Source organism: Microbacterium sp. SORGH_AS_0862 (assembly GCF_030818795.1).
Lineage (GTDB): Bacteria > Actinomycetota > Actinomycetes > Actinomycetales > Microbacteriaceae > Microbacterium.
In genome coordinates this window covers 137,627-162,448 of record NZ_JAUTAY010000001.1, presented here as the reverse complement: position 1 = coordinate 162,448, position 24,822 = coordinate 137,627, and the positions used below count along the sequence as shown (strand labels likewise).

The window sequence follows — 24,822 nt, the reverse complement described above, 5'->3', positions numbered from 1 at the left end:
CGCCGTGACCCTAGGGGGACGAATGCCTCTCTCCGAACAAGAGCAGCGCCTGCTCGACGAGATGGAACGCCATCTCATGAGCAATGACGCCGATGTCGTCAGCGCGCCGCAGGGCGGCCGCGCGCTCAGCTACCGCAACATCGTGTACGGGACGATCCTCGTGCTCGTGGGGCTGGGCGGACTGATCGTCGGACTCTCCACGCAGTTGATCGTGGTGGGCGTCATCGGCTTCATCGTCATGCTCGGAGGCGTGATCTTCGCGCTCACCCCCTCGAAAACCGCCCGTCCGAGTGCCGCTCCTCGTGCCGGCGGCTCGCCCTCCCGGCCCTCCGCCGGATTCATGGACCGCATGAACGATCGATGGGACCGCCGCCAAGAAGGCCGCTGACCCACCGCTTCTCAAAAGCGCCGACCCTTCGGGGTCGGCGCTTTTTTTCGTGTCCGGGGAGCGTCTGCCCAGATCCGCGGCCGAATGTGTAGTGAAGTGGAGGGAAGTGGAGTAAAGTGGTGATCACCTCACACGTGGGCCGGACGAAGGAGGGGGGATGCGCGAATGCTGCTCGGCACGCACACCCCCAAGCTCGACGACAAAGGGCGGGTCATCCTCCCGGCCAAGTTCCGCGACGACCTGGGCGGTGGCGTCGTGATCACCCGGGGCCAGGACCGCTGTCTCTACGTCTTCGCGACCGAGGAGTTCGAGAAGGTGCACGAGCGCATCCGCGAGGCGCCCCTCACCAACAAGCAGGCGCGCGACTTCCTGCGCATGTTCCTCTCGGGCGCGAGCGCCGAGAAGCCGGACGGCCAGAACCGCATCACGATCCCGCCGGCGCTGCGCACGTACGCCGGTCTCGAGCGCGAGCTCGTCGTCACGGGCGTCGGTGCACACGCGGAGATCTGGGACGCTGAGGCGTGGAACTCCTACGCCGAGAGCAACGAAGAGACGTACTCGGAGATGGAGCAGGAGGTGATCCCGGGCCTGTTCTGAGCCCTCGACCCCGATTCCCAGCCGCTCGAGCCCTGACGCACTTCCCCGGTGTCAGGTCGGAGCGGATGGGGATCAGGATCGAGGGACCCGGCCCCGCATCATGGACTTCCGCGACATCCACACCCCGGTTCTGCTCGAGCGCTGCGTCGAGCTTCTGGCGCCCGCCCTCGATCGCGAGGGTGCCGTCTTCGTCGACGCGACCCTCGGCATGGGCGGTCACAGTGAGGCGTTCCTTGAGCGGTTCGATGGACTCCGGCTGATCGGCCTCGACCGCGACACCGACGCCCTGCGCATCGCGGGGGAGAGGCTGGCCCGGTTCGGGGACCGGACGACCCTCGTGCACACCGTCTACGACGGCATCCGAGCCGCCGTCGCGTCGGCGGGCGTCGACCGCATCGACGGCATCCTGTTCGACCTCGGAGTCTCGTCGCTGCAACTGGACGAGGCCGAGCGCGGTTTCGCCTACGCCAAGGACGCGCCGCTGGACATGCGCATGGACCAGTCAGCCGGCGTGACCGCCGCGGACGTGGTCGCCACCTACGGGGAGGGCGATCTTCGTCGGATCTTCGAGCGCTACGGCGAGGAGAAGCTCGCGGCACGCTACGCGCGCGCGATCATCGCCGCCCGCGAGGTGGAGCCCATCGTCCGCTCGGGCCGGCTCGTCGAGATCCTCGACGCCGCCACGCCCGCGGCGCTGCGCAACGCGGGGCATCCCGCCAAGCGGGTCTTCCAGGCGCTGCGCATCGAAGTCAACGCGGAACTCGCCGCCCTCGAGCAGGCGCTTCCCGCGGCCCTCGAGCTGCTTGCGGTCGGTGGTCGCATCGTCGTGCTCAGCTACCAGTCGCTCGAGGACCGCTTCGTCAAGCGCGAACTCGCCCGCGCGAGCAGCTCGACCGCCCCCGCGGGCCTGCCCGTCGAGCTGCCCGAGCACGCACCCCAGTTCCGCCTGCTGGTCAAGGGGGCCGAACTCGCCTCCGACGCCGAGCGCGAGTCGAACGCGCGCGCCACCCCGGTACGACTTCGTGCCGCCGAACGAGTCCGGGAGATCGTATGAGCACCACCACGAGCGCAGCCTGGGCCATCGAGCCTCTCGAGCAGCGACCCGACACCGGACGCCGGCAGGAGCGCGCACTGCGCCCCGTCGAGGCGCCCGCCCGCCGACGTCGCCCCCGCCTGGTGTACGGCATCATCGCCGTCGCCGGGGCGCTCGCCATCGCGGGCGCGCAGATGGTGCTGTCGGTCCTGTCGACGCAGAGCTCCTTCGAGCTCGCGAGTCTGACGCAGCAGCAGCGCGACCTGACGGTGCAGAAGCAGATCCTCTACGACCAGGTCGCCGGCCTCAGCTCGCCCCAATACCTCGCCGCGAACGCGGCAGCGCTGGGCATGGTCATCAACGAGTCGCCGAGCTACCTCCGCCTCAGTGACGGCGCGGTGCTCGGGGCGCAGCAGGCATCCGTCCTACACCTCGACGATCGACCCGCTGGGGCGCGGCGCCGTCTCGAATGCGCTCATCACCCAGACTCCGCTCGTCACCGCGCCGGATGCCACGATCAACGGCGTGCAGGCGCCGCCGGCGGCCGAGACCGAGACGGGCGCGGGGACCGATCCGGCGACACCCCCCGCACTGACCGACGGACTGCCCACCCCTGCCACACACTGAGACCATGACGACGAGAAGCACGCGAACCCCCCGTCGCCGCACCGTCATCGCCCTGGCCGTGGTGCTGGCCGTCCTCGTCGCCTTCGTGGTGCGCCTGGTCGACATCCAGGTCGTGAACGCCGGAGAGCACATCGACGACTCCCTGCGCATCGCCATGGGCGGAAAGACCACCCTGTACGGCACGCGCGGATCGATCGTCGACGAGAACGGCAACGTCCTCGCGGGAAGCATCCTCACCTACGACGCGGAACTGGACCCCAGCAACGTGGGGCCGATCGAGCGCAAGGATGCCGCGGGCGACGAGGTCGAGGTCGATTGGCCCACCGTCGCGGGCGAGATCGCCCAGATCACCGGTCAGAGCGCCGAGGACGTGCAGAAGATCGTCGCCGATGCTCTCGCCGTCAACCCGAAGTCGCAGTACGCATCGCTCAAGAACGGGCTCTCGACCGAGAAGTACCAGCAGCTGCTCGATCTGCGCATCCCCTACCTGACGATGCGACCGCATCCCGCCAGGACGTATCCCGACGGCGCCGTCGCCGGCAACCTCGTCGGCTTCGTGGGCTCCGACGGGAAGCCGCTCGAAGGTCTGGAATCCGCCCAGGACTCGTGCCTCGCACCGACGGAGGGCGAGCGCGTCTTCCAGCGGGGCAAGGACGGCGTGATCATCCCCGGCACAGAGCAGGTGACACCCGCCGTCGACGGTGGCACACTCACCCTCACGATCGACCGCGACCTGCAGTACTACCTTCAGCAGCTCATCGCGGAGCAGGCGACCAACCAGGGTGCTCAGCACGGGCAGATCATGGTCGTGGAGGCCAAGACGGGCAAGATCCGCGCGGCCGCGGAGTGGCCGACGGTCGACCCGAACAACGTCTCGGCGACCGCGCCGGAGGATCGCTCCAGCCGGATCTTCCGCGGCACGTTCGAACCGGGTTCGACGTTCAAGGCGCTGTCCGCGGCGACCGTGATCGACGCCGGGGCCGCGACGCCGACCTCGACGGTCACGGCCTCCGGTCGCGAGACCTTCCCCAACGGTGCACGCGTGCAGGATGCGATCCCGCACGGGGCGTTGAACTACACGCTCGCGGGTGTCCTCATCGACTCCTCGAACGTCGGCATCTCCAAGTTCGCCGAGATGGTCCCCGCTCAGACGCGTTACGACTACCTGCAGAAGTTCGGCATCGGTCAGGTCAGCGGCGTGGACTTCCCCGGCGAGGCGAAGGGGACGCTGCGTCCCGTCGACCAGTGGGACAACCAGACCTTCTACAACACCTCGTTCGGTCAGGGCGTCGCGACCACCCTGCCGCAGCTGATGGGCGCGTACCAGGCGATCGCGAACGACGGCACCAAGATCCCGCTCTCGCTCGTCGAATCGTGCACGACGGCGGACGGGACCGTCCAGGCCTCGGATGCCGGTGCGAGCACGCAGGTCGTGAGCGCGAGCACGGCGAGCCAGGTGCGCGAGCTGCTCGAGAACGTCGCGGTGCAGGGCGGCAACGCCAAGGCCACGGCGATCAGCGGCTACCGGGTGGGATTGAAGACCGGTACCGGTGAGATCTCCGACGGCTCGGGCTACAAGAGCGGCGTCTACTTCACGACCATGATCGGCATGGCGCCCGTGGACGACCCGCAGTACATCGTCGCCGTCACCCTCGATCAGCCCACTGCGGTACGCTCGTCTGCGGCCAACGCTGCGGCCTTCCAGAAGGCGATGACCCAGGTGCTGAAGACCTACCGGGTCCTGCCCTCCGACTCGCAGCCCGAGCTGCTGCCGAAGATCGGCTGAGCGGCGCCCTCCAGGACATGATCGCACTCACACTCTCCCGCATCGCCGAGATCCTCGGCGGCACTCTGCTCCCCGCCGGCTCGGACGATGCCGACACCGTCGTCTCCGGCGACGTCGACACCGACTCGCGTCAGATGCGCCCGGGCGGCATCTTCGTGGCGAAGCCCGGCGAAGCGACAGACGGCCATCTGTTCGTCGACGCGGCGGTCTCCCTCGGCGCCGTGCTCGCGATCGTCGAGCACCCGGTGGACGTGGCGGTGTCCCAGATCGTCGTGCCCGACGCCGTCGTCGCCCTCGCGGACCTCGCCCGCGCCGTCGTCGCCGAGGTGCGCGCCGGCGGACGCCTGCGGATCGTGGGGATCACCGGCTCCAACGGCAAGACGACCACCAAGAACCTGCTCGCACGCATCCTGGAGCCGGAGGGCGAGACCGTCGCTCCCCGCGCCTCGTTCAACAACGAGGTGGGCGCCCCGCTGACCATGCTGCGCGTCACCCACGACACGCGCTTCCTCGTGAGCGAGTTCGGAGCGAGCGCCCCCGGCGCGATCGCGCAGCTGGCAGGGCTCGTCGAACCGGACATGGGCGTCGTGCTGATGGTGGGCATGGCCCACGCCGGCGGCTTCGGCGGGATCGAGGCCACCTTCCACGCCAAGAGCGAGCTCGTGCGGGCGTTGCGTCCGGGCGGACTCGCCGTGCTCAACGTCGACGACACGCGCGTCCGGGCGATGGCCCCCATCGCGGCCGAACGGTCCGTCGACGTGCGCTGGTTCGGTCTCGGCGAGGATGCGGCCGTGCGCGGCAGCGAAGTCGAAGTCACCGCATCCGGCACCCGTTTCGTCCTCACGGTCGACGGTGAGAGCCGCCCCGTGGCGCTGCGCGTCCTCGGCGCCCACCACGTGATGAACGCGCTTGCCGCGGCAGCCGCCGCGAACACCCTGGGCGTGGCGATCGACGATGTCGTGACCCGCCTGGAGTCGGTGGAGCTCGCCGAGCGCTGGCGCATGCAACCTCTGGGCTCCGACCGCGTGCGTATCATCAACGACGCGTACAACGCGAGCCCCGACTCGATGGTCGCGGCGCTGCGGACGCTGGCGCAGATCACCGCGCCGGACGAGCGCATGGTGGCCGTCCTGGGTGCGATGAGCGAACTCGGCGAGTACGCGGGGGAGGAGCACGACCGCATCGGCGAGCTCGCCGTCCGCCTGCGCATCCCGCGCATCGTGATCATCGGACAGGCGGCGCGGCGCATGTACCTCGCCGCCGTGGCCGAGGGGTCGTGGAACGACGAGGCCGTGTTCTTCGACGACGCGGACGCGGCGTACGCGTACCTCATGGGGGAGCTGCGCGACGGCGACCGCGTGCTCGTGAAGTCGTCCAACTCCGCGGGGCTCCGCTTCCTCGGGGACCGTCTGGGAGAATCGTTCTCGTGAGATCACTCCTGACAGCCGCCGCGATCTCGCTCGCCTTCACCCTGTTCCTGACGCCGGTCTTCCTGCGGCTGTTCCGCGCGTGGGGGTGGGGCCAGGTGATCCGCACCCCGGAGAACGAGCACAACCCGAGCCACGGCGCCAAGCGCGGAACCGTCACGATGGGCGGCACGATCTTCATCGTGGGCAGCCTGGTCGGCTACTTCATCGGCACCTATGCGGGCGGCAACCCGCCCACCATCTCCGGTCTGCTCGTCATCTGGATGATGGTCGGCTTCGGTGTCGTCGGGTTCATCGACGACTTCATGAAGGTTCGTCGCCAGAACAGCCTCGGACTCTCCGGCTGGCGGAAGATCATCGGCCAGATCCTGGTCATCGTTCCGTTCGGCATCGTCGGGCTGAGCTTCCCGAACACCGACGGCCAGACGCCGGCGAGCCCCTTCGTGTCGTTGTTCCGCGACATCCCGGTGCTCTCCTTCATGGCGCTGGGCGCGGTCGTCGGGTGGGTGCTCTATCTGGCGTGGATCGCCTTCCTCGGTGTCGCCGCCTCGAACTCGGTCAACGTCGCCGACGGCCTCGACGGGCTCGCCGCCGGTTCCGGCATCTTCGTCACGAGCGCTCTCGCCCTCATCTCCTTCTGGCAGTTCAAGCAGCCGTGCGACCTCGACGCGATCAGTCGTGGACTGCAGGATGCCTGCTACCAGACACGCGATCCCTTCGATCTCGCGATCATCGCCGCATCCTTCATCGGTGCGCTCGTCGGTTTCCTCTGGTGGAACGCGCCCAAGGCGCGGGTGTTCATGGGGGATGTGGGATCCATGTCGATCGGCGGCGTGATCGTCGCCCTCGCGATCCTGACCCGCACGGAGATCCTGCTCGCCGTCATCGCCGGCGTCTATGTGATCGCGTCGGGCTCCGTCATCCTGCAGCGCTTCTACTTCAAGCTCACGCGCGGCAAGCGCCTGTTCCTCATGAGCCCGCTGCACCATCATCTCGAGATGCGTGGCTGGCCCGAGATTACGATCGTGGTGCGGATGTGGATCATCGCCGGTCTGCTCGCGCTCACGGGGGTCGGCCTCTTCTACGTGGAATGGCTCGTGCGATCGTGACGGACGCTCGTCTGGACGCGTTGAACAGCTGGCATGCCGACTGGAAAGGGCTGCGCGTCGTCGTGCTCGGCCTGTCGATGACCGGGTTCTCGGTCGCCGACACCCTGGCCGAGCTCGGTGCCGACGTGCTCGTGGTCAGCGAGAGCGCAGAAGAGGAGTACGCGCGGCTGTTGCCGGTCATCGGTGCAGGTCTCTGGACCGGCCCGCTGGACACGGTCCCGGAGGCGTTGACCGCGCACCGCCCCGACCTCGTCGTGGCCTCGCCCGGCTTTGCTCCGCATCACCCGGTGATCTCCTGGACACGGTCCGAGGGGATCGCGCTCTGGGGAGACCTGGAGCTGGCGTGGCGGGTGCGCGACAAGGTGCGACGGCCGGACGGCTCCCCGCACGAGTGGATCCTCGTCACGGGCACCAACGGCAAGACGACGACCACGCGACTCACGGCGACGATGCTGCAGACCGCGGGTTACCGCGTCGCCCCCGTCGGCAACATCGGGGTGCCGGTGCTGGATGCGGTCCGCGACCCTGCCGGTTTCGACGTACTCGTGGTCGAGGTGTCCAGCCATCAGCTCTGGTATCTCTCGCTGCAGACGGGACCCGAACCGGTGTCGCCCTGGGCCAGTGTGTGCCTCAACCTCGCCGACGACCACCTGCAGTGGCACGGCTCGTTCGCCGCCTACCGCGATGCGAAGGCCGTCGTCTACTCCCACACGCGCACCGCCTGCGTCTACAACAAGGCCGACGAGGCCACTCGGCTGATGGTCGAGGAGGCGGACGTCGTGGAAGGCGCGCGTGCCATCGGCTTCGACCTCGGGATGCCGGGCCCCAGCGACCTCGGCGTCGTGGAGGGCATTCTCGTCGATCGGGCCTTCCTCGACGATCGGCGCAACAGCGCCCTCGAGCTCACGACCCTCGACGAGCTCGCCCGACAGCAACTGGCCGCACCCCACATGGTCGCCAACGTCCTTGCAGCGGCTGCTCTCGCCCGTTCGGTGGGCGCGGAGCCCGCGGCGATCCGCGAGGCTCTCGCCCAGTTCCGTCTCGACCCCCATCGCATCGAGATCGTCGCCACCTCGGCGGGGGTGACCTGGGTCGATGACTCCAAGGCCACGAATCCGCACGCCGCCGCATCCTCGCTCGCGGCGTACCCGGGCGCCATCTGGATCGTCGGCGGCCAGCTGAAGGGCGTGGACGTCTCGGATCTCGTCGCCACGCGCGGCGTCCTGGCCAAAGCCGCCGTCGTCATCGGCGTCGACCGCACCGAGGTGCTGGCGGCGTTCGCGCGACACGCGCCCGTGGTTCCCGTCTTCGAGGTCGTTGACACCGAGACTGAAGACGTCATGGCGCAGGTCGTCGAACTGGCGACGGAGATCGCGCACGACGGGGACGTGGTTCTGCTCGCTCCCGCCGCCGCATCCTTCGATCAGTTCACGTCCTACGCGGACCGCGGGACGCGCTTCGCGGACGCCGTGCGCACGAGGATCGGAAGGGATGCGGGTGGTCGACACGACGAGGACCAGGCCCCTCCCGCAGGAGCCTGAGCCCGCGAAGCGGGGCCTGGCCGCCCGGGTGTCTCTCGGACGCGTCTTCGCGCCGGTGCCCAGCGAGTTCCTGCTCATCGCGTCGACGGCGCTGATCCTCACCGGCTTCGGGCTCGTGATGGTGCTCTCCGCCACGTCTGCGACGAGCGAGGATGCCGGCGGCGGCCCCTACGACGCCGTCATCAAGCAGGGCGTGTTCGCCGTGATCGGCATCCCGCTCATGTTCCTGGCCTCCCGGATGCCCCTGCGCTTCTGGAAGCGCATGGCCTGGCCTGCTCTGATCGGGGCGACCGTCTTCCAACTGCTCGTTTTCACGCCGCTGGGCATCACGAACGACGGAAACCAGAACTGGATCCGCATCGCCGGCATGCAGGCGCAGCCGTCGGAGTTCCTGAAGGTCACGCTGGCGATCTGGCTGGGATACATCCTCTATCGCAAGCGAACACTGCTGGCCGATTGGCGTCACGTCTTCATCCCCGCCGTTCCGGTGGGCATCGCCGTGATCGGCACCGTCATGGCGGGCCATGACCTGGGCACGGCGATCATCCTCGTGCTCATCATGCTCGCGGGCCTGTTCTTCTCGGGTGTCAAGCTGCGGGTCTTCCTGCTTCCGCTCCTGCTCTTCGCGGGGGGAGTTGCGTACTTCGCGATCTCGAGCCCCAACCGCATGCGTCGGTACATGAGCTTCCTGTCAAACGACTGCCTCGCCGACTACTACGGCGACTGCTACCAACCACTGCACGGCATCTGGGGTCTGGCCGGAGGTGGCGTGTTCGGGGTGGGTCTGGGCAACTCGAAAGAGAAGTACAGTTGGCTGCCCGCGGCGGCCAACGACTACATCTTCGCGATCGTCGGCGAGGAGCTGGGACTGATCGGGTGCATCGTCGTACTCATCCTCTTCGCGATCTTCGCGGTCGGCGCGTTCCACATCGTGCGTAAGACCGACGACCCGTTTGTGCGGATCGCCGCCGGCGCGATCACCGTCTGGATCATCGGCCAGGCGTTGCTCAACATCGGCGTCGTGCTGCGCCTGCTGCCTGTCTTCGGCGTCCCCCTACCGTTCCTGTCACAGGGCGGGACCTCGCTCATGTCCGTGCTCATAGCCTGCGGCGTGCTGCTGTCGTTCGCGCGCACCATCCCGCACAAGGCGCGCTCAGCGGCATCACTGTCGCCGCGTGGCACAATCGCCCGGTGACGACGTATCTTCTCGCCGGCGGTGGCACCGCCGGTCATGTGAACCCCCTGCTCGCGGTCGCCGACGGGCTGCGCGAGCGTGAGCCGGACGCGCAGATCCTCGTGCTGGGTACCCGTGAAGGATTGGAGTCACGGCTGGTCCCCGCCCGTGGCTACGAGTTGCTCATCGTCGACAAGGTGCCCTTCCCGCGTCGCCCGAACGGCGCGGCGTTGCGCTTCCCCGCCCGATGGCGGCGCGCTATGGCGCAGGTGCGCGGCTACATCCGCGAGCGAGGCGTCGACGTCGTCGTCGGATTCGGCGGGTACGCCGCGGCTCCGGCGTACGTCGCCGCCCGCCGCGCGGGTGTTCCCGTGGTCGTGCACGAGGCGAACGCGAAGCCGGGGCTGGCCAACGTCCTCGGCGCGCGTCGGGCCGGTGCCGTGGGGGTGGCGTTCGAGGGGACACCGCTGCGCCGCTCCGAGGTCGTCGGGATGCCGCTGCGCCGAGAGATCGTGTCGCTCGACACCGCGGCGCTGCGCCCCCAGGCCGCCGCCTCGTTCGGCCTCGACCCCGCTCGTCCGACGCTCCTCGTCTTCGGCGGCTCCCTCGGCGCGCAGCGGCTCAACGACGCTTTCGGCGCCGCCTACCAGGACGTGCTCGCCGCGGGCTGGCAGTTGCTGCACATCACCGGGGAGCGGTCCGAGCTTCCCGATCCCGCGGTGCGCGGGTACGTCGTGCGGCGCTACATCGACCGGATGGACTACGCATTCGCGGTGGCGGACGCCATCGTCTCCCGTTCGGGAGCGGCGACGGTCAGCGAGATCAGCGCGCTCGGGATCCCCGCCGTCTACGTGCCGTATGCGGTCGGCAACGGCGAGCAGAGCCTCAACGCCGCATCCGCCGTCGCCGCGGGAGCAGCGGTTGTGATCCCGGACGCCGAGCTGGACGCGGACCGCGTGCGCTCCGAGATCCTGCCGCTCATCTCGGATCGCTCCCGCATCGCACGGATGCGGGAGGCATCGGTCGGTGTCGGCACGCGCCACGGCACGGAGAACGTCATCGCGCTGATCGACCGCGCGCGGGCCTGAACCGGGCTCAGCGCATCGCGCGCAGCGCGTCGGCAACCAGCGTGAGCGCGTCGTCGTCGGTGATCGCGAGCGAACGCACCTGGGCGGCGTACTCCGTCGCCGCCCGCTGGGCCTGGCGGCGCAGCGGGTCCTCCGCGAACGACACGAACGTCCCCGCGCGGCCTCGCGTCTCGATCACGCCGTCCGCCTCGAGCTCCTTGTACGCGCGGGCCACCGTCCCGGGTGCGACGCCGAGCTGGTCCGCGAGCGCTCGAACGGTGGGCAGCTTCGTGCCGGGGACGAGCGAGCCCGCCGAGATCGCGCCGACGATCTGCGAGCGCAACTGCGCGTAGGGCGGTTCGGCGAGAGTCGGATCGACGTTCAGCGAGAGCATGCTCTCCTTCGTAGCGTCGGCGCAGAGCGTCGTCAATGCGGACCGACTCCGCCCGCGCGTGCCGGAGCCGTGCTCGGACGGGGCGAACGTAGACTTTGACGGTCATGATCAGACCCGACCTGAGCCTTCCCCTGCCCGCCGACATCACGGCGGCCCATTTCATCGGCATCGGCGGATCCGGGATGTCCGGACTCGCGAAGATGTTCCTCGAGCGCGGCATCCGCGTGTCCGGGTCGGACCGTTCCGACTCCCGTGCGCTGCGCGAGCTCGCCGCGGCCGGTGCCGAGGTGCACGTGGGCCACGACGCCGCCCATCTCGGGGATGCGGACACGGTGGTGCACACCGGCGCCATCTGGCCGGAGAACCCCGAGTTCGTGACGGCCAAGGAGCGCGGTCTGAGCGTCATCCACCGCTCGCAGGCGCTCCACTGGCTCATCGGGTCCCGCCCGCTGGTAGCGGTCGCGGGAGCGCACGGCAAGACGACCTCCACCGGGATGATCGTCACGGCGCTGCAATCGCTCGGTGCCGACCCGAACTTCGTCAACGGCGGTGTCATCGCGCAGCTCGGCACGTCCAGCGGCTCAGGTTCGGACGATCTCTTCGTCATCGAGGCGGATGAGTCCGACGGCACGTTCCTGCTCTACGACACTTCCATCGCGCTCATCACCAACGTCGACCCCGACCACCTCGATCACTGGGGGAGCCGCGAGGCGTTCTTCGACGGCTTCGTCCGCTTCGCCGACGACGCCTCCGAGGCGGTCGTGATCTCGTCCGACGATCCCGGTGCCCGTGAGGTGCGCGCTCGCATCCGGCACGAGAACGTGCTGACGTTCGGCACGGACGACAGCGCGGACGTGCGCGCCACCGACATCGACGCCGCCGCGGCGGTGTCGTTCACCGTGAGCTTCGAGGGGCGGTCTGAGCGCGTGGCGCTCTCCGTTCCGGGCGAGCACAACGCCATCAACGCTGCCGGCGCGATCGCCGTGCTCGTCGCGCTGGGGTACGCGTTCGCCTACGCGGTGCGGGCCGTCGCCGGATTCTCGGGCACGGTGCGCCGATTCGAGCTGCACGGTGTCGAGCGCGGTGTGAGCGTCTACGACGACTACGCGCATCACCCGACCGAGGTGCAGGCCGCGCTGAGCGCCGCACGCACGGTCGTGGGGTCGGGGCGGCTGATCGCGGTCCACCAGCCGCACACCTACTCGCGCACGCAGCTCATGTCGCGCGAGTTCGCCCGGGTGCTCGAAGAGCTCGCCGACCACACGGTCGTGCTCGACGTCTACGGAGCGCGAGAAGATCCGATCCCCGGCGTGACCGGAGAGCTCGTGAGCGACGCGTTCGTCGACGCCGCGCGCGTGCATTACGTGGCCGACTGGCAGGAGGCCGCCGACTACACCGCCGAGATCGCCCGTGAGGGCGACTTCGTCATCACGCTCGGCTGCGGCAACGTGTACCAGATCATCCCGCAGGTGCTCGGCGCGCTCTCCGCCACGGCGACGCACGAGGACTGAGGATGCGTCGACCCTCGCCGTTGCCGCCGCAAGGCGGGAAGCCCGCCGATGCACCGCTGCGCGCGCGTCCGGCGACGCCGCCGCGCGAGGACGCGCCGCGGCCGGCCGCGCACGAGGATCTGCAGGAGACGGCGCCGATCGCGCCGCTGTTCCCGGCCCCGGGCGCGTCTGCGACCCCGAAGACCGACACGGCTCCGGCCGGCGGCGGTGAGGATCTCGCGCGCCCCGACAGCGACACGGCACCCGTCGGATGGCGCGACGTCTGGCGCGCCGCCCGCTCCCGCCGCAAGGCGCTGCGAGCCGAGGTCCGGCGATTCACGGTCCGCCAGCGCCGCCGGCGCATCATCTGGTTGAGCACGGCCGCATCCCTCGTGCTCGTCACGATCGCCACCGTCGGCGCGGCCTACAGTCCGCTGTTCGCCGTGCAGCAGATCACCGTCGTGGGCACATCGCAGCTGGCCGCCGCCGACGTCGAGGCCGCCCTCGACGGTCAGCGCGGCACCCCGCTCGCCGCGATCGACGCGTCCTCGATCAAGGCGGCGCTCGTGGCCTTCCCGCTCGTGGAGAGCTACACGCTGGAAGCGCGTCCGCCGCATGAGCTCGTGGTGCGGATCGTGGAGCGGACGCCCATCGGAGTGATCTCCGGTGCGGCCGGATACACCCTGGTGGACGCGGCCGGCGTCGCGCTCTCGACCTCCCCGACACCGCAGGCGGGGTACCCGCTCGTCGATGCCGCCGGCGGTGAGGACGGAGTGGCGTTCGCCGCGATCGGCAGGACGATGCGCGCCCTGCCCGCCGACCTGCGTGCCCAGGTGACGCAGGTCGAGGCCAAGACCGCCGACGACGTGACGCTGACCCTGGGCGGGACCAACACCCGCGTCGTGTGGGGGAGTGCGGACGAGTCGGCTCTCAAGGCCCTCGTGCTGCAGAAGCTGACGGCGACGCGTCCGCCGGACGGTGTGGCCGTCTACGACGTCTCCTCGCCCGAGGTCCCCGTCATCCGCTGACGCCCGGCGACGAATCGCGCAGGACTTGGGCGACACGCCCGCGCGCCTGCGGGCGCCACGGCGTGCGGCGCATACCTTCGATTCAGGAATTGCATACCGGGCAATACTTTAACCCTTTACATGAGGTTTAAGGTTCAACGCTTCGGTAGGGACGTCGGTTCAACGAGACGAAAGGGCTGGGATGAGCCAGAACCAGAACTACCTCGCGGTCATCAAGGTCGTCGGGGTGGGTGGCGGTGGAGTCAACGCCGTCAATCGGATGATCGAGCTGGGTCTGCGCGGAGTGGAGTTCATCGCGGTGAACACCGACGCCCAGGCGCTGTTGATGAGCGACGCGGACGTCAAGCTCGACGTCGGTCGTGAACTCACGCGCGGTCTCGGAGCGGGAGCGGATCCCGAGGTCGGCCGACGTGCCGCCGAGGATCACGCCGAGGAGATCGAAGAGGCGCTGGCCGGTGCCGACATGGTCTTCGTGACGGCCGGCGAGGGCGGCGGGACCGGCACGGGCGGCGCGCCCGTGGTGGCGCGTATCGCCAAGTCGATCGGCGCCCTGACGATCGGTGTCGTCACCAAGCCGTTCTCCTTCGAGGGTCGCCGTCGCCAGAGCCAGGCTGAGGCGGGCGTCGCGAAGCTGAAGGAAGAGGTCGACACCCTCATCGTCGTCCCCAACGACCGTCTGCTGGAGATCAGCGACCGGGGCATCTCGATGATCGAGGCCTTCGCCACGGCGGATCAGGTGCTGCTCGCCGGTGTGCAGGGCATCACAGACCTCATCACGACCCCGGGTCTCATCAACCTCGACTTCGCCGACGTGAAGTCCGTCATGCAGGGGGCCGGCTCGGCCCTCATGGGCATCGGATCGTCTCGCGGTGCGGACCGCGCCATCAAGGCGGCCGAGCTGGCCGTCGAGTCGCCGCTGCTGGAGGCCTCGATCGAGGGCGCGCACGGTGTGCTGCTGTCCATCCAGGGCGGTTCGAACCTCGGCATCTTCGAGATCAACGATGCGGCGCAGCTCGTGAAGGAAGCGGCGCACCCGGAGGCGAACATCATCTTCGGTACGGTCATCGACGACACCCTCGGCGACGAGGTGCGCGTGACGGTCATCGCGGCGGGATTCGACGGCGGCGAGCCCAGCCCGCGCCTCGAGCCCGTCACGGCGACGCGACCCGCCGTGAATCCGCTCACGACGCCCGCTGCGCCGGCCGTCGCCGCGGAGGAAGCCGCATCGACCCCGGTCCCCGCCGCGGAGGAGCCGCCGGCAGTGCCGGTCACCGCGGGAGTGTCGGAGTCGTCCTCGTACGACTCCGCCTTCGGCGATGACGACCTCGACATCCCCGACTTCCTGAAGTAAGTCACGCGCAACGGGCGGGTCGCGGGTATCCGTGACCCGCCCGTGCCGATTCTCCTGGAGGACGAGTGGGCGACACCCTCGCATCCCGTCTGGCATCGATCGACGAGCGCATCGCGGATGCGGCGCGAGCCGCAGGCCGAGACGCGACCGACATCACCCGGATTGTGGTCACCAAGTTCCACCCCGCGTCGCTCGTGCGTGAGCTTCACGCGCTCGGCGTGCGCGAGGTGGGGGAGAACCGTCAGCAGGAGCTGTCGACCAAGCGCGAGGAGACATCCGACCTCGCGGATCTGGTGTGGCAGTTCATCGGTCAGGCCCAGACCAACAAGGCGCGCGCCATCCGAGATGCCGCATCCGCGGTCCATACGATCGATCGCGCGCGACTCGCCGATGCGCTGCAGCGCGCCGCCGGCGAGGGCGACGCCCCGCTCGACGTGCTGGTGCAGATCAACCTCACCGATGACCCGGGACGCGGGGGAGTCGCCCCGGACGGCCTGGAGGCGCTGGTCGAGCACGTTCTCGGCTGCGACACGCTGCGCCTGCGCGGGGTGATGGCGGTGGCGCCCCTGGACGAAGAACCCGCCGCGGCTTTCGCCCGTGTGGCCGAGTACGCTACGCGCGTGCGCCGACTCGAGCCCGCGGCGAGCTGGATCTCTGCCGGGATGACCGGTGATTTCGTCGAAGCGATCGCCGCGGGCGCGACACACCTGCGGATCGGGTCGGCAATCACGGGTCCGCGCCCGCTACACGGTTAGCCTCGAAGAGGACGAGCAAACGGAGGATGCGATGTCGAACCCGCTGAAGAAGACCATGGTCTACCTGGGCCTCGCTGACGAGGAAGAGGTCTACGAGGAGCAGCCCGCTCCGGTGCGCGAGCGCCGCAGCAAGCCCGAGCAGGTCGTCGAGAAAGCCGCGCCCGTGACCCCCATCCACCGCCCCGCGGTCGTCCGTCAGCCGTCCGTCGGCGCGGTGACGGAGATTCTCACCGTGCACCCCAAGCAGTACCGCGATGCCCAGATCATCGCAGAGAACTTCCGCGAGGGCGTGCCGGTCATCATCAACCTGTCGCAGATGAGCGACGCCGACGCGCGCCGTCTCATCGACTTCGCGAGCGGACTCTCGCTGGGCCTCTACGGGCGCATCGAGCGCGTGACGAGCAAGGTGTTCCTGCTCTCGCCGGAGAACGTCGCCGTCTCGGGCGACGGAGCCGTCGCGCAGGCCGACCCCGAAGCGACGCCGTTCGCTGCACAGCAGTAACGCGTCGTGGAGGTCGTCCGCCTCGTCGCCTCGATCGCGAACATCCTGCTGCTGATCTACCTGCTGGTGCTGTTCGCGCGGTTGGTGCTGGATTACATCCCCATCTTCAACCGCGAATGGCGCCCCAGCGGCGCGGGTCTCGTGGCCGCTGAGCTCGTCTACACGGTCACGGACCCGCCCATCAAGCTGTTCCGTCGTTTCATCCCCCCGCTGCGCGTCGGCCCGATCGCGATCGACTTCGCGTTCACGCTGACGATGCTGCTCTGTTTCATCCTGCTATCGGTCACCGGTTCCCTCGCAAGGTGATTCACGGCCGACTATGCTTGGCTGAAGCGGCCCGTCCGCGGGCATCATCCCCCTGAAATCGGCACGCCGCCACGCCCCGAAAGAGGAATCATCATGGCATTGACTCCGGATGACGTCGTCACCAAGCAGTTCCAGCACGTCCGGTTCAAGGAGGGCTTCGACCCGGACGAGGTCGACGACTTCCTCGACGAGATCGTCGTCGAATGGCGTAAGACCATCGCCGAGAACGATGAGCTGAAGGCGAAGGTCGCGGCCCTCGAGTCCGGCGCCCCCGCCGCTCCCGCTGCTGCGGAGACCGTCGTCGAGGAGCCCGTCGCCGAGACGCCCGCTCCGGCTCCCGTCCCCGCTCCGGCCCCGGCTCCCGCCGAGGGTGCCGCAGCCACCGCCGGCATCATCGAGCTCGCGCAGCGTCTGCACGACGAGCACGTCGCCGAGGGCAAGGCGCAGCGCGACCAGCTCATCGCCGACGCCCAGGCTCAGGCCGCGACCATCGTCGCCGAGGCCGAGGCCAAGGGGCGCGACGAGATCGCCCGCCAGGAGAAGGAGCGCAAGGCGCTCGAGGCCCGCATCACCGAGCTCCGCCAGTTCGAGCGCGACTACCGCGCCGAGCTGCGCAGCTTCATCGAGGGCAAGCTCCGCGACCTCGAGACCTCGCCCAGCGGTTCGTCCAACACTCCCGTCTCGGCCATCGGTCTCTGAGTAAGGCCTTGTCGGACCGACGACCCCTGCGTCAGGCGGCGGCCGGCATCATCATCGCGTCTCTCGCGGTGCTGGTGCTGGCCGCCGACCAGTTTGCGAAGCTCCTCGCGATCGCCCAGCTGCCTCCGGAGCAGCCGGTGCCCGTCATCGGCGATTTCCTGATCTTCTACCTCGTGAGAAACCCCGGGGCGGCGTTCTCGCTCGGCGAGGGCGTGACCTGGATCTTCACGATCGCGATGGCGGCTGTCGCTGTGGCCATCGTCGTCATCGCTCGCCGCATCCGCTCTCGCATCTGGGCGGTCGTGCTGGGCCTGCTGCTCGGCGGCGTCCTGGGCAACCTCACCGACCGCCTGTTCCGCGAACCCGGATTCGCGGTCGGCCACGTGATCGACTACATCTCGACGCCGTGGATGATGCCCGCGATCTACAACGTCGCCGACATCTTCATCGTGACGATGATGATCTCCGTCGCCCTGCTCGTCCTGGTCGGCCTCCGCTTCGACGGAACGCGTGAGCGTCGCTCGAACGCCGAATCGCGGGCGGAGGATGCGTCCGAGTCGGGCGAGGCGACGCCGGCCGGCACCGGCGAGATGCGCGATCCGCTGTTCCCCACGGCCGACCCCGACGCGGGCGCTCCGCCGGCGGCGGGTGACGGCCGCCGCGAGAGCTGATGGAATCACGCAGTATGCCCGTTCCCGACGGGCTCGACGGCGTCCGCGTCGACGCCGCGCTCGCGAAGATGCTCGGTTTCTCGCGAACGTTCGCGGCCGAGATCGCCGACGCGGACGGCGTGGAGCTCGACGGCCGGGTCGTCGGCCGCTCGGACCGCCTGCGCGCGGGCGGTTGGCTCTCGGTCAGTTGGGAGCCCAAGCGCGAGCCCGAGATCGTCCCTGTCGACGTGCCGGATCTCGGCATCGTCCATGACGACGACGACATCGTGGTGGTCGACAAGCCTTCCGGGGTGGCGGCACACCCGTCCCTCGGATGGGACGGCCCGACGGTGCTCGGCGCCCTCGCAGCCGGCGGCTACCGGATCGCGACGACCGGCGCCGCGGAGCGGCAGGGTGTCGTGCACCGGTTGGACGTCGGCACCAGCGGGCTGATGGTCGTCGCGAAGACCGAGAGCGCTTACACCGCGCTCAAGCGCGCGTTCAAGGAGCGCGAGGTCGAGAAGATCTATCACACCGTCGTGCAGGGGCATCCGGACCCTCTCGCGGGCACGATCGACGCACCGATCGGGCGGCATCCCTCGCACTCCTGGAAATTCGCGGTCCGCCCCGAGGGCAAGGATTCGGTGACCCATTACGAGACGCTGGAGGCCTTCCCCGGCGCATCCCTGCTGGAGGTGCACCTCGAGACCGGCCGCACGCACCAGATCCGCGTGCACATGGCCGCGCACCGGCATCCGTGCGTGGGCGACCCGCTCTACGGCGCCGATCCGACGATGTCGGCGCGTCTCGGCCTCACCCGCCAGTGGCTCCACGCTCGAGAGCTCTCGTTCACGCATCCGCTGACCGGAGAGTGGGTCACCTTCACGTCCGAGTACGCGCCGGATCTCGCCGCCGCTCTCGCAATCCTGCGCCAGGACTGACCCGCGGGCCACGCTCCTTCCCTCTATCCCGCGGGCACGGATGCTGCCCCGTTCTTCTCGCGAGACTGCATCCCCTTCACGAGATCACGGTGATCACCCGTGATCTCGTCGCGGAGATGCAGTCTCGCGGTGGAAGGGAGACGCCGAGGTAGCGAGGCGAGAGCGGTCAGGGTTCGCCGAGGCGGTCGGCCAGCGCGCGGGCGTCGGTGCGGGCGGCGAGCAGCGACGCGACCAGCGCACGGTACGAGGCCTCGAGGGCGGCGGGATCGCCGTGCGCCGCGGCGAGCTCGAGCCCGCCTCGGAGGTTCGTCGCGGCCGCGCCCAGGCCTGCGGCCGTGATATCTGCCGCGACGGCCAGATCCGACATGAGGTGGCGGTTGCCCACATCCGCCACCGTCCGAAGCTCCTGCGCCACGGTGAGGGCGAGCTCGCCGAGAGCGGCGGATGCGGCGCAGGCGTCGGCCGCGGCGGAGAACACGGCCGCGGAGCGGTCCGGAGAGTCGCTCAGCGCGAGCGCGGCGCCCAGCCTCTCCGAGGCCTCGGCATCGGCCGCGGCGGCAGCGACGAGTCGATCGCCCAGCAGACCCAGGGCGAGCGCGCGTTCCCGGGCGCGAGGCTCATCGGGCGTGTAGTTGCACACCATGGTCCCGAGCGCCGCGCCGATCGCTGCCACGATGCCGCCTGCGGCGCCGCCGCCCGGATTCCCGGTCGCCCGGCGAAGGCCCCGGAGGAACGCGTCGAGCGTGCGCTCGTGCCACGCTTCCGTCGCCATCACCGACCGCCGGCGAAGCGGGTCGGACCGTCCTCGAGAGCCGCGGCGACGCGCGCCTGCATCTCGTCATCCAGCCCCGAGAGGTCGTCGAGCGGGTACCACCCCACCTCGGTCATCTCGCCGTCGGCGGGGTAGGGGTCGCCGTCGAGCCATGCGCAGCGGAAGGTGAGGTCGAGGTAGTCCGTCTGGTCGCCGTTCGCGTAGACGACGCGCGGGATCTGATGCACCCAGGCGAGGCGATCCACGCGGATGCGGACGCCCGCCTCCTCTTCGGCCTCCCGGCGCGCGGCGTCGGCGGGCTCCTCGTGCGGATCGACGATCCCCGTGATCGGCGTGAGCGCGCCGTTGTCGCTGCGCCGCCCCAGCAGGATGCGCCCCTCGTGCACGATCACCGCCGTGACGCCCGTGAGGGTGAGCGGATGCGTGCCGACCATGCGGCGCAGTTCGAGGATGAACTCGGGGGTGGCCATGCCGCAACGCTAGTCGAAGGAGCCGATCGGGCGTCCGATGTCAGGGGCCTGCGCGTACCCTGGACAGGTGGCAGACTCCTTCGTTCACCTCCATGTGCACAGCGAGTACTCGATGCTCGACGGCGCCGCCAAGATCGGCGCGATGACGCAGGCGGCGTCCGAGTACGGGATGCCGGCGATCGCCGTCACCGACCACGGGAACACCTTCGCGGCATTCGAGTTCTACCGCGCCGCGCAGGCCGCGGGTGTGAAGCCGATCATCGGGCTCGAGGCCTACGTCACCCCCGGAACGCACCGCAGCGACAAGTCGCGCGTGGCCTGGGGCTCGCCCGACCAGAAGAGCGACGACGTCTCGGGCTCGGGTGCGTACACCCACATGACCATGTGGAGTCAGACCACCGAGGGCATGCACAACCTCTTCCGGCTGAGCTCGCTGTCGAGCATGGAGGGGTACTACTTCAAGCCGCGCATGGACCGCGAACTCCTCCAGACCTACGGCAAGGGGCTCATCGCGACGACGGGCTGCCCCTCGGGCGAGGTCCAGACGCGCCTGCGGCTGGGGCAGTACGACGCGGCGCGCGCGGCCGCAGCGGAGTTCCAGGACATCTTCGGCAAGGAGAACTACTTCGCCGAGATCATGGACCACGGGCTCTCCATCGAGCGGCGGGTCATGAGCGACCTGATCCGCTTGGCGAAGGATCTCGACATCCCCCTCGTCGCGACGAACGACTCGCACTACACCCACCAGCATGAGGCGGATGCGCACGAGGCCCTGCTCTGCGTGCAGTCGGGGTCCACCTTGGACGACCCCAACCGCTTCAAGTTCGACGGCGACGGCTACTACATCAAGACCGCGCAGGAGATGCGTCAGCTCTTCCGTGACCACCCGGAGGCGTGCGACAACACACTGCTGATCGCAGAGCGCTGCGAGGTGGAGTTCAACACCTCCGCCAACTACATGCCGCGCTTCCCCGTGCCCGACGGCGAGACCGAGGACAGCTGGCTCGTCAAGGAGGTCGAGAAGGGGCTGCACTACCGCTACCCGCAGGGCATCCCCGACAAGGTCCGCAAGCAGGCCGAGTACGAGACCGGCATCATCCTGCAGATGGGATTCCCCGGCTACTTCCTCGTGGTCGCCGACTTCATCAACTGGGCCAAGGACAACGGGATCCGCGTCGGTCCCGGTCGCGGCTCGGGCGCCGGGTCCATGGTCGCCTACGCGATGAAGATCACCGACCTCGACCCCCTCGAGCACGGGCTCATCTTCGAGCGCTTCCTCAACCCCGATCGCGTCTCCATGCCCGACTTCGACGTCGACTTCGACGACCGTCGCCGCGGCGAGGTGATCGAGTACGTCACCGAGAAGTACGGCTCGGAGCGCGTCGCGCAGATCGTCACGTACGGCACGATCAAGTCGAAGCAGGCGCTGAAGGATGCGGGCCGCGTGCTCGGCTTCCCGTTCTCCATGGGAGAGAAGCTCACCAAGGCCATGCCGCCGGCCGTCATGGGCAAGGACATGGAGCTCGGCGGCATGTTCAACAAGGAGCACCCGCGGTACAAGGAGGCCAGCGAGTTCCGCGCGCTCATCGACAGCGATCCCGAGGCGAAGACCGTCTTCGACCGCGCGCTGGGGCTCGAGGGCCTGAAGCGTCAGTGGGGCGTGCACGCGGCCGGCGTCATCATGTCGTCGGAGCCGCTGTTGGACATCATCCCGATCATGCGTCGCGAGCAGGACGGCCAGATCGTCACGCAGTTCGACTACCCGTCGTGCGAGACGCTCGGGCTGATCAAGATGGACTTCCTGGGGCTGCGCAACCTCACGATCATCTCCGACGCGCTCGACAACATCCGCAGCAACCGCGGCGAGGAACTCGATCTCGAGCATCTCGCCCTGGATGACCGCCCCGCCTACGACCTGCTGACCCGCGGTGACACGCTCGGGGTGTTCCAGCTCGACGGCGGCCCGATGCGCTCGCTTCTGCGGCTCATGAAGCCCGACAACTTCGAAGACATCTCGGCCGTCATCGCGCTGTACCGGCCGGGCCCCATGGGGGCGAACTCCCACACCAACTACGCCCTGCGAAAGAACGGGCTGCAGCCGATCACCCCGATCCATCCGGAGCTCGAGGAACCGCTGCGTGACATCCTCGACACGACCTACGGCCTGATCATCTATCAGGAGCAGGTCATGGCGATCGCGCAGAAGGTCGCCGGGTTCTCGCTCGGTCAAGCAGACATCCTGCGCCGCGCGATGGGCAAGAAGAAGAAGTCGGAGCTCGACAAGCAATACGAGGGCTTCTCGGGCGGAATGAAGGAGCGCGGGTTCGGCGACGCCGCGGTCAAGGCGCTGTGGGACATCCTGCTCCCCTTCTCCGACTACGCCTTCAACAAGGCGCACTCCGCGGCCTACGGGCTCGTGTCCTACTGGACGGCATATCTGAAGGCGCATTACCCCGCCGAGTACATGGCGGCGCTGCTGACGAGCGTCGGCGACTCCAAAGACAAGATGGCGATCTACTTGAACGAGTGCCGTCGCATGGGGATCCGGGTCCTGCCGCCGGATGTGGGGGAGTCGATCAACTTCTTCGCCGCCGTCGGCGACGACATCCGCTTCGGGCTCGGAGCGGTGCGCAACGTCGGATCGAACGTCGTCGACGGCATCGTCGCTTCCCGCGAGAAGGAGGGTTTCGCCTCCTTCCACGACTTCCTCGCCAAGGTGCCGATGCACGTCGCCAACAAGCGCACCGTCGAGTCGCTCATCAAGGCCGGCGCGTTCGACTCCATGGGCCACACCCGACGTGCGTTGCTGGAGATCCACGAGGACGCGACCGAGCAGGCCGTCCTCGACAAACGCCGCGAGGCCAACGGCGAGGTCGGGTTCGACTTCGACAGCCTGTGGGGCGACGACGAGCCGCAACAGGTCTCGAAGGTCCCGGAGAGGCCCGAGTGGACCAAGAAGGACAAGCTGGCCTTCGAGCGAGAGATGCTGGGGCTCTACGTGTCCGATCATCCGCTCGCCGGTCTCGAGATCCCGCTCGCGAAGCACGCCTCGACCTCGATCCACGATCTGCTCTCCTCGGAGAGCGTGCAGGACGGCGATCAGGTCACGGTGGCTGGTCTGGTCACGAGCGTCCAGCATCGTGTGGCCAAGCAGAGCGGCAATCCGTACGGCATGATCACCGTCGAGGATTTCAACGGCGAGGTCACCGTCATGTTCATGGGCCGCACCTACACGGAGTTCCAGTCGGTGCTGCAGGCGGATTCGATCCTGGTCGTGCGCGGGCGCGTGTCGCGCCGTGACGACGGACTGAACCTGCACGCCCAGAGCTGCTTCAGTCCTGACCTGGGAGCGGTGGATGCCACGTCCTCCCTCGTTCTGGTGGTCCCGGAGCAGAAGGCGACCCAGTCCGTGGTGGAGGAGTTGGCCGCCGTCCTGCACCGCCATCCCGGTGAGACCGAGGTGACTCTGAAGCTGCACCGGGCGGGCACCGCGAAGGTGTTCGAGGTGCCGCATCCGGTCACGATCAGCGCCGACCTGTTCGGTGACCTCAAAGGTCTGCTCGGTCCCAGCTGCCTGGGCTGAGTGTCCCGTGGAGGCTGTGACCTCTCATAGCCATCGCCGTTAGGATCGACTCGCTCTTTCCCCTGCCCGCGCCGAGAGGATGCGACATGACCGATGAGAACCCCGTCGTGACCGGTGACGACGAGTTCGTCGACGCCGTGGAGGACGACCAGTTCGAGGCGTACGAAGAAGAGGACGAGCAGGCGACGCCCCCGCAGTACGGCGTCTGGCCGTTCTCGATCCGTGAGGTGGTGCTCCTCGGGATCTGGGCCCTCGCATTCATCGTCTCCTTCTTCTCCCTGAGCTACTTCGCCCCCGTCTCGGTCTGGACGATGGGCATCGCCTGGGTGCTGACGATCGGCCTGCCCACCGTGGCCGTGTTCCTGATCGTGCTGCGCCGGCTCTCTCCCCAGGGCATCCGCCGCGTGGGCTCGCTCGGCATCGACCAGTTCGCCTCCGTCGCGTTCGCCGTCTCGGCGGTCGTGTGGGTGCAGATGATCTGGGAGTCCTTCGCGCTTCCGGGTCTCGGCAGCTGGGTGCACTGGGTCGAACTGGTGCTCATGGCCGGCGGGGTCGTGTTCACGGTGATCGCCCCCTTCATCCCCGGCCTCAAGGACGACTTCGAGTACCGCGCGGAGACCGTTTCCCACCGCGTCGCGCGGGGCGCCCGCCCCGTCGCGCAGCGTCCGGCACCCGAGCCCGTCACGCACGCTGCTGCGCCCGCCGCGACCTACCCTGCCGCGCACTCCGAGGCAGGGTGGGCGCAGCCCGCACAGACCGCCGAGCCCGCCCGCGACGAGGCGGCTGCGTTGTTCGCCACCACGGGCGACGTGTACGTCGACCCCCACGCGCAGACGGCCGCGTACGACCAGGGCGTCACATCCGCGGCGGAGGAGCCTGCCACCGAGCAGATCCCCGTGTCGCAGGCGTTCTGGGCCCTCGTGCCCGAGGAGCGCGAGGTGCTCGACGAGACGGGCGTGCCGATCTTCCGCGTGGACGCCACGGCGTGGGCGCTCGTCATCGAGGATCGCGGGGAGGTCTTCGTGGTGCGCCACGAGGACGGTCGCATCGGCTACCTGCACGACGTCTCCGGCGTCACACGCGGCTGACGCAGGCGCGGGCGGAACCGGATGCTCGAGACGGTAGCCTGAAG

Annotated in this window: 24 protein-coding genes; 21 read left to right on the top strand and 3 right to left on the bottom strand. The window is 69.0% G+C overall.

What is annotated here, in order from left to right; all coding sequences use genetic code 11:
* Window positions 1–22 precede the first annotated feature (22 nt).
* From QE377_RS00815 to QE377_RS00770, 10 genes are all read left to right on the top strand, one after another.
* Window positions 23–388 carry a DUF3040 domain-containing protein gene (locus tag QE377_RS00815; RefSeq protein ID WP_307318713.1) on the top strand — a complete coding sequence of 122 codons (366 nt, stop codon included), beginning with the start codon at window positions 23–25 and terminating at the stop codon, window positions 386–388.
* A 165-nt stretch (window positions 389–553) separates the two neighbouring features.
* Window positions 554–985, top strand: a complete 432-nt coding sequence (mraZ, locus tag QE377_RS00810) for a division/cell wall cluster transcriptional repressor MraZ (protein ID WP_234073091.1) — start codon at window positions 554–556, stop codon at window positions 983–985.
* 100 nt (window positions 986–1,085) lie between these two features.
* The gene (gene rsmH / locus QE377_RS00805; protein WP_307318711.1) at window positions 1,086–2,039 is read left to right on the top strand and encodes a 16S rRNA (cytosine(1402)-N(4))-methyltransferase RsmH; all 954 of its coding nucleotides are present in this window, start codon (window positions 1,086–1,088) and stop codon (window positions 2,037–2,039) included.
* Window positions 2,036–2,653, top strand: coding sequence for a hypothetical protein (locus QE377_RS00800; protein WP_307318709.1), 618 nt, complete (start codon window positions 2,036–2,038; stop codon window positions 2,651–2,653). The genes rsmH and QE377_RS00800 overlap by 4 nt, the downstream gene beginning before the upstream one ends.
* Window positions 2,650–4,431, top strand: coding sequence for a penicillin-binding protein 2 (locus QE377_RS00795; protein WP_307318707.1), 1,782 nt, complete (start codon window positions 2,650–2,652; stop codon window positions 4,429–4,431). The genes QE377_RS00800 and QE377_RS00795 overlap by 4 nt, the downstream gene beginning before the upstream one ends.
* 17 nt (window positions 4,432–4,448) lie before the next feature.
* Window positions 4,449–5,861 (top strand): UDP-N-acetylmuramoyl-tripeptide--D-alanyl-D-alanine ligase, encoded by a 1,413-nt coding sequence (gene murF / locus QE377_RS00790; RefSeq protein WP_307318705.1) that lies wholly within the window; start codon window positions 4,449–4,451, stop codon window positions 5,859–5,861.
* Window positions 5,858–6,967, top strand: a complete 1,110-nt coding sequence (gene mraY / locus QE377_RS00785; protein ID WP_307318702.1) for a phospho-N-acetylmuramoyl-pentapeptide-transferase — start codon at window positions 5,858–5,860, stop codon at window positions 6,965–6,967. Before murF ends, mraY begins: the two co-directional genes overlap by 4 nt.
* Entirely contained in the window at window positions 6,949–8,508 is a 1,560-nt protein-coding gene (gene murD, locus QE377_RS00780; protein ID WP_307318699.1) for a UDP-N-acetylmuramoyl-L-alanine--D-glutamate ligase, read from the top strand. Before mraY ends, murD begins: the two co-directional genes overlap by 19 nt.
* On the top strand, window positions 8,459–9,703 hold the full coding sequence (gene ftsW, locus QE377_RS00775) for a putative lipid II flippase FtsW (protein ID WP_307318696.1): 1,245 nt from the start codon (window positions 8,459–8,461) through the stop codon (window positions 9,701–9,703). The genes murD and ftsW overlap by 50 nt, the downstream gene beginning before the upstream one ends.
* Entirely contained in the window at window positions 9,700–10,770 is a 1,071-nt protein-coding gene (locus tag QE377_RS00770; protein WP_307318694.1) for a glycosyltransferase, read from the top strand. Before ftsW ends, QE377_RS00770 begins: the two co-directional genes overlap by 4 nt.
* A gap of 7 nt (window positions 10,771–10,777) precedes the next feature.
* Here the strand turns inward: QE377_RS00770 and QE377_RS00765 are convergent, their stop codons facing one another.
* Window positions 10,778–11,143, bottom strand: coding sequence for a GntR family transcriptional regulator (locus QE377_RS00765; protein WP_307318693.1), 366 nt, complete (start codon window positions 11,141–11,143; stop codon window positions 10,778–10,780).
* A gap of 104 nt (window positions 11,144–11,247) precedes the next feature.
* On the opposite strand from QE377_RS00765, the gene murC reads away from it, so the two are divergent.
* From murC to QE377_RS00720, 9 genes are all read left to right on the top strand, one after another.
* A complete protein-coding gene (gene murC, locus QE377_RS00760) occupies window positions 11,248–12,654 on the top strand; it encodes a UDP-N-acetylmuramate--L-alanine ligase (RefSeq protein WP_307318691.1) in 1,407 nt (468 codons plus the stop codon).
* A gap of 2 nt (window positions 12,655–12,656) precedes the next feature.
* On the top strand, window positions 12,657–13,661 hold the full coding sequence (locus QE377_RS00755; protein WP_307318689.1) for an FtsQ-type POTRA domain-containing protein: 1,005 nt from the start codon (window positions 12,657–12,659) through the stop codon (window positions 13,659–13,661).
* A gap of 181 nt (window positions 13,662–13,842) precedes the next feature.
* Window positions 13,843–15,012, top strand: coding sequence for a cell division protein FtsZ (gene ftsZ, locus QE377_RS00750; RefSeq protein ID WP_307318686.1), 1,170 nt, complete (start codon window positions 13,843–13,845; stop codon window positions 15,010–15,012).
* Window positions 15,013–15,077: 65 nt separating this feature from the next.
* On the top strand, window positions 15,078–15,767 hold the full coding sequence (locus QE377_RS00745; protein WP_307318684.1) for a YggS family pyridoxal phosphate-dependent enzyme: 690 nt from the start codon (window positions 15,078–15,080) through the stop codon (window positions 15,765–15,767).
* Window positions 15,768–15,798: 31 nt separating this feature from the next.
* Complete coding sequence (locus tag QE377_RS00740) at window positions 15,799–16,269, top strand: cell division protein SepF (RefSeq protein WP_137416736.1); 471 nt, start codon at window positions 15,799–15,801, stop codon at window positions 16,267–16,269.
* Between the two features lie 6 nt (window positions 16,270–16,275).
* Window positions 16,276–16,575, top strand: a complete 300-nt coding sequence (locus QE377_RS00735) for a YggT family protein (RefSeq protein WP_137416737.1) — start codon at window positions 16,276–16,278, stop codon at window positions 16,573–16,575.
* 93 nt (window positions 16,576–16,668) lie between these two features.
* Window positions 16,669–17,274 carry a DivIVA domain-containing protein gene (locus QE377_RS00730; RefSeq protein ID WP_307318680.1) on the top strand — a complete coding sequence of 202 codons (606 nt, stop codon included), beginning with the start codon at window positions 16,669–16,671 and terminating at the stop codon, window positions 17,272–17,274.
* A gap of 8 nt (window positions 17,275–17,282) precedes the next feature.
* Complete coding sequence (lspA, locus tag QE377_RS00725) at window positions 17,283–17,945, top strand: signal peptidase II (protein WP_307318678.1); 663 nt, start codon at window positions 17,283–17,285, stop codon at window positions 17,943–17,945.
* Window positions 17,945–18,865: an RluA family pseudouridine synthase gene (locus QE377_RS00720; protein WP_307318675.1), complete on the top strand. Its 921-nt coding sequence runs from the start codon at window positions 17,945–17,947 to the stop codon at window positions 18,863–18,865. The genes lspA and QE377_RS00720 overlap by 1 nt, the downstream gene beginning before the upstream one ends.
* 166 nt (window positions 18,866–19,031) lie before the next feature.
* On the opposite strand, the gene QE377_RS00715 is transcribed toward QE377_RS00720, so the two are convergent.
* Both QE377_RS00715 and QE377_RS00710 read right to left on the bottom strand, forming a co-directional pair.
* Window positions 19,032–19,637: a cyclodeaminase/cyclohydrolase family protein gene (locus QE377_RS00715; protein ID WP_307318672.1), complete on the bottom strand. Its 606-nt coding sequence runs from the start codon at window positions 19,635–19,637 to the stop codon at window positions 19,032–19,034.
* The gene (locus tag QE377_RS00710) at window positions 19,637–20,107 is read right to left on the bottom strand and encodes an NUDIX domain-containing protein (protein WP_307318669.1); all 471 of its coding nucleotides are present in this window, start codon (window positions 20,105–20,107) and stop codon (window positions 19,637–19,639) included. The genes QE377_RS00715 and QE377_RS00710 overlap by 1 nt, the downstream gene beginning before the upstream one ends.
* 112 nt (window positions 20,108–20,219) lie before the next feature.
* Here QE377_RS00710 and dnaE point away from each other — a divergent pair, with 112 nt between their 5' ends.
* Both dnaE and QE377_RS00700 read left to right on the top strand, forming a co-directional pair.
* The gene (gene dnaE, locus QE377_RS00705; protein ID WP_373459547.1) at window positions 20,220–23,690 is read left to right on the top strand and encodes a DNA polymerase III subunit alpha; all 3,471 of its coding nucleotides are present in this window, start codon (window positions 20,220–20,222) and stop codon (window positions 23,688–23,690) included.
* An 86-nt stretch (window positions 23,691–23,776) separates the two neighbouring features.
* A complete protein-coding gene (locus tag QE377_RS00700; protein WP_307318664.1) occupies window positions 23,777–24,778 on the top strand; it encodes a hypothetical protein in 1,002 nt (333 codons plus the stop codon).
* Window positions 24,779–24,822: the final 44 nt, after the last annotated feature.

Excerpts from the sequence above, each read along its gene's own strand:
- QE377_RS00815 (WP_307318713.1), top strand. The coding sequence starts at position 23 with ATGCCTCTCTCCGAACAAGAGCAGCGCCTGCTCGACGAGATGGAACGC.
- mraZ (WP_234073091.1), top strand. The coding sequence starts at position 554 with ATGCTGCTCGGCACGCACACCCCCAAGCTCGACGACAAAGGGCGGGTC.
- rsmH (WP_307318711.1), top strand. The coding sequence starts at position 1,086 with ATGGACTTCCGCGACATCCACACCCCGGTTCTGCTCGAGCGCTGCGTC.
- QE377_RS00800 (WP_307318709.1), top strand. The coding sequence starts at position 2,036 with ATGAGCACCACCACGAGCGCAGCCTGGGCCATCGAGCCTCTCGAGCAG.
- QE377_RS00795 (WP_307318707.1), top strand. The coding sequence starts at position 2,650 with ATGACGACGAGAAGCACGCGAACCCCCCGTCGCCGCACCGTCATCGCC.
- murF (WP_307318705.1), top strand. The coding sequence starts at position 4,449 with ATGATCGCACTCACACTCTCCCGCATCGCCGAGATCCTCGGCGGCACT.
- murD (WP_307318699.1), top strand. The coding sequence starts at position 6,949 with ATGGCTCGTGCGATCGTGACGGACGCTCGTCTGGACGCGTTGAACAGC.
- ftsW (WP_307318696.1), top strand. The coding sequence starts at position 8,459 with ATGCGGGTGGTCGACACGACGAGGACCAGGCCCCTCCCGCAGGAGCCT.
- QE377_RS00765 (WP_307318693.1), bottom strand. The coding sequence starts at position 11,143 with ATGCTCTCGCTGAACGTCGATCCGACTCTCGCCGAACCGCCCTACGCG.
- murC (WP_307318691.1), top strand. The coding sequence starts at position 11,248 with ATGATCAGACCCGACCTGAGCCTTCCCCTGCCCGCCGACATCACGGCG.
- QE377_RS00755 (WP_307318689.1), top strand. The coding sequence starts at position 12,657 with ATGCGTCGACCCTCGCCGTTGCCGCCGCAAGGCGGGAAGCCCGCCGAT.
- ftsZ (WP_307318686.1), top strand. The coding sequence starts at position 13,843 with ATGAGCCAGAACCAGAACTACCTCGCGGTCATCAAGGTCGTCGGGGTG.
- QE377_RS00740 (WP_137416736.1), top strand. The coding sequence starts at position 15,799 with ATGTCGAACCCGCTGAAGAAGACCATGGTCTACCTGGGCCTCGCTGAC.
- QE377_RS00730 (WP_307318680.1), top strand. The coding sequence starts at position 16,669 with ATGGCATTGACTCCGGATGACGTCGTCACCAAGCAGTTCCAGCACGTC.
- QE377_RS00720 (WP_307318675.1), top strand. The coding sequence starts at position 17,945 with ATGGAATCACGCAGTATGCCCGTTCCCGACGGGCTCGACGGCGTCCGC.
- QE377_RS00715 (WP_307318672.1), bottom strand. The coding sequence starts at position 19,637 with ATGGCGACGGAAGCGTGGCACGAGCGCACGCTCGACGCGTTCCTCCGG.
- QE377_RS00710 (WP_307318669.1), bottom strand. The coding sequence starts at position 20,107 with ATGGCCACCCCCGAGTTCATCCTCGAACTGCGCCGCATGGTCGGCACG.
- dnaE (WP_373459547.1), top strand. The coding sequence starts at position 20,220 with ATGCTCGACGGCGCCGCCAAGATCGGCGCGATGACGCAGGCGGCGTCC.
- QE377_RS00700 (WP_307318664.1), top strand. The coding sequence starts at position 23,777 with ATGACCGATGAGAACCCCGTCGTGACCGGTGACGACGAGTTCGTCGAC.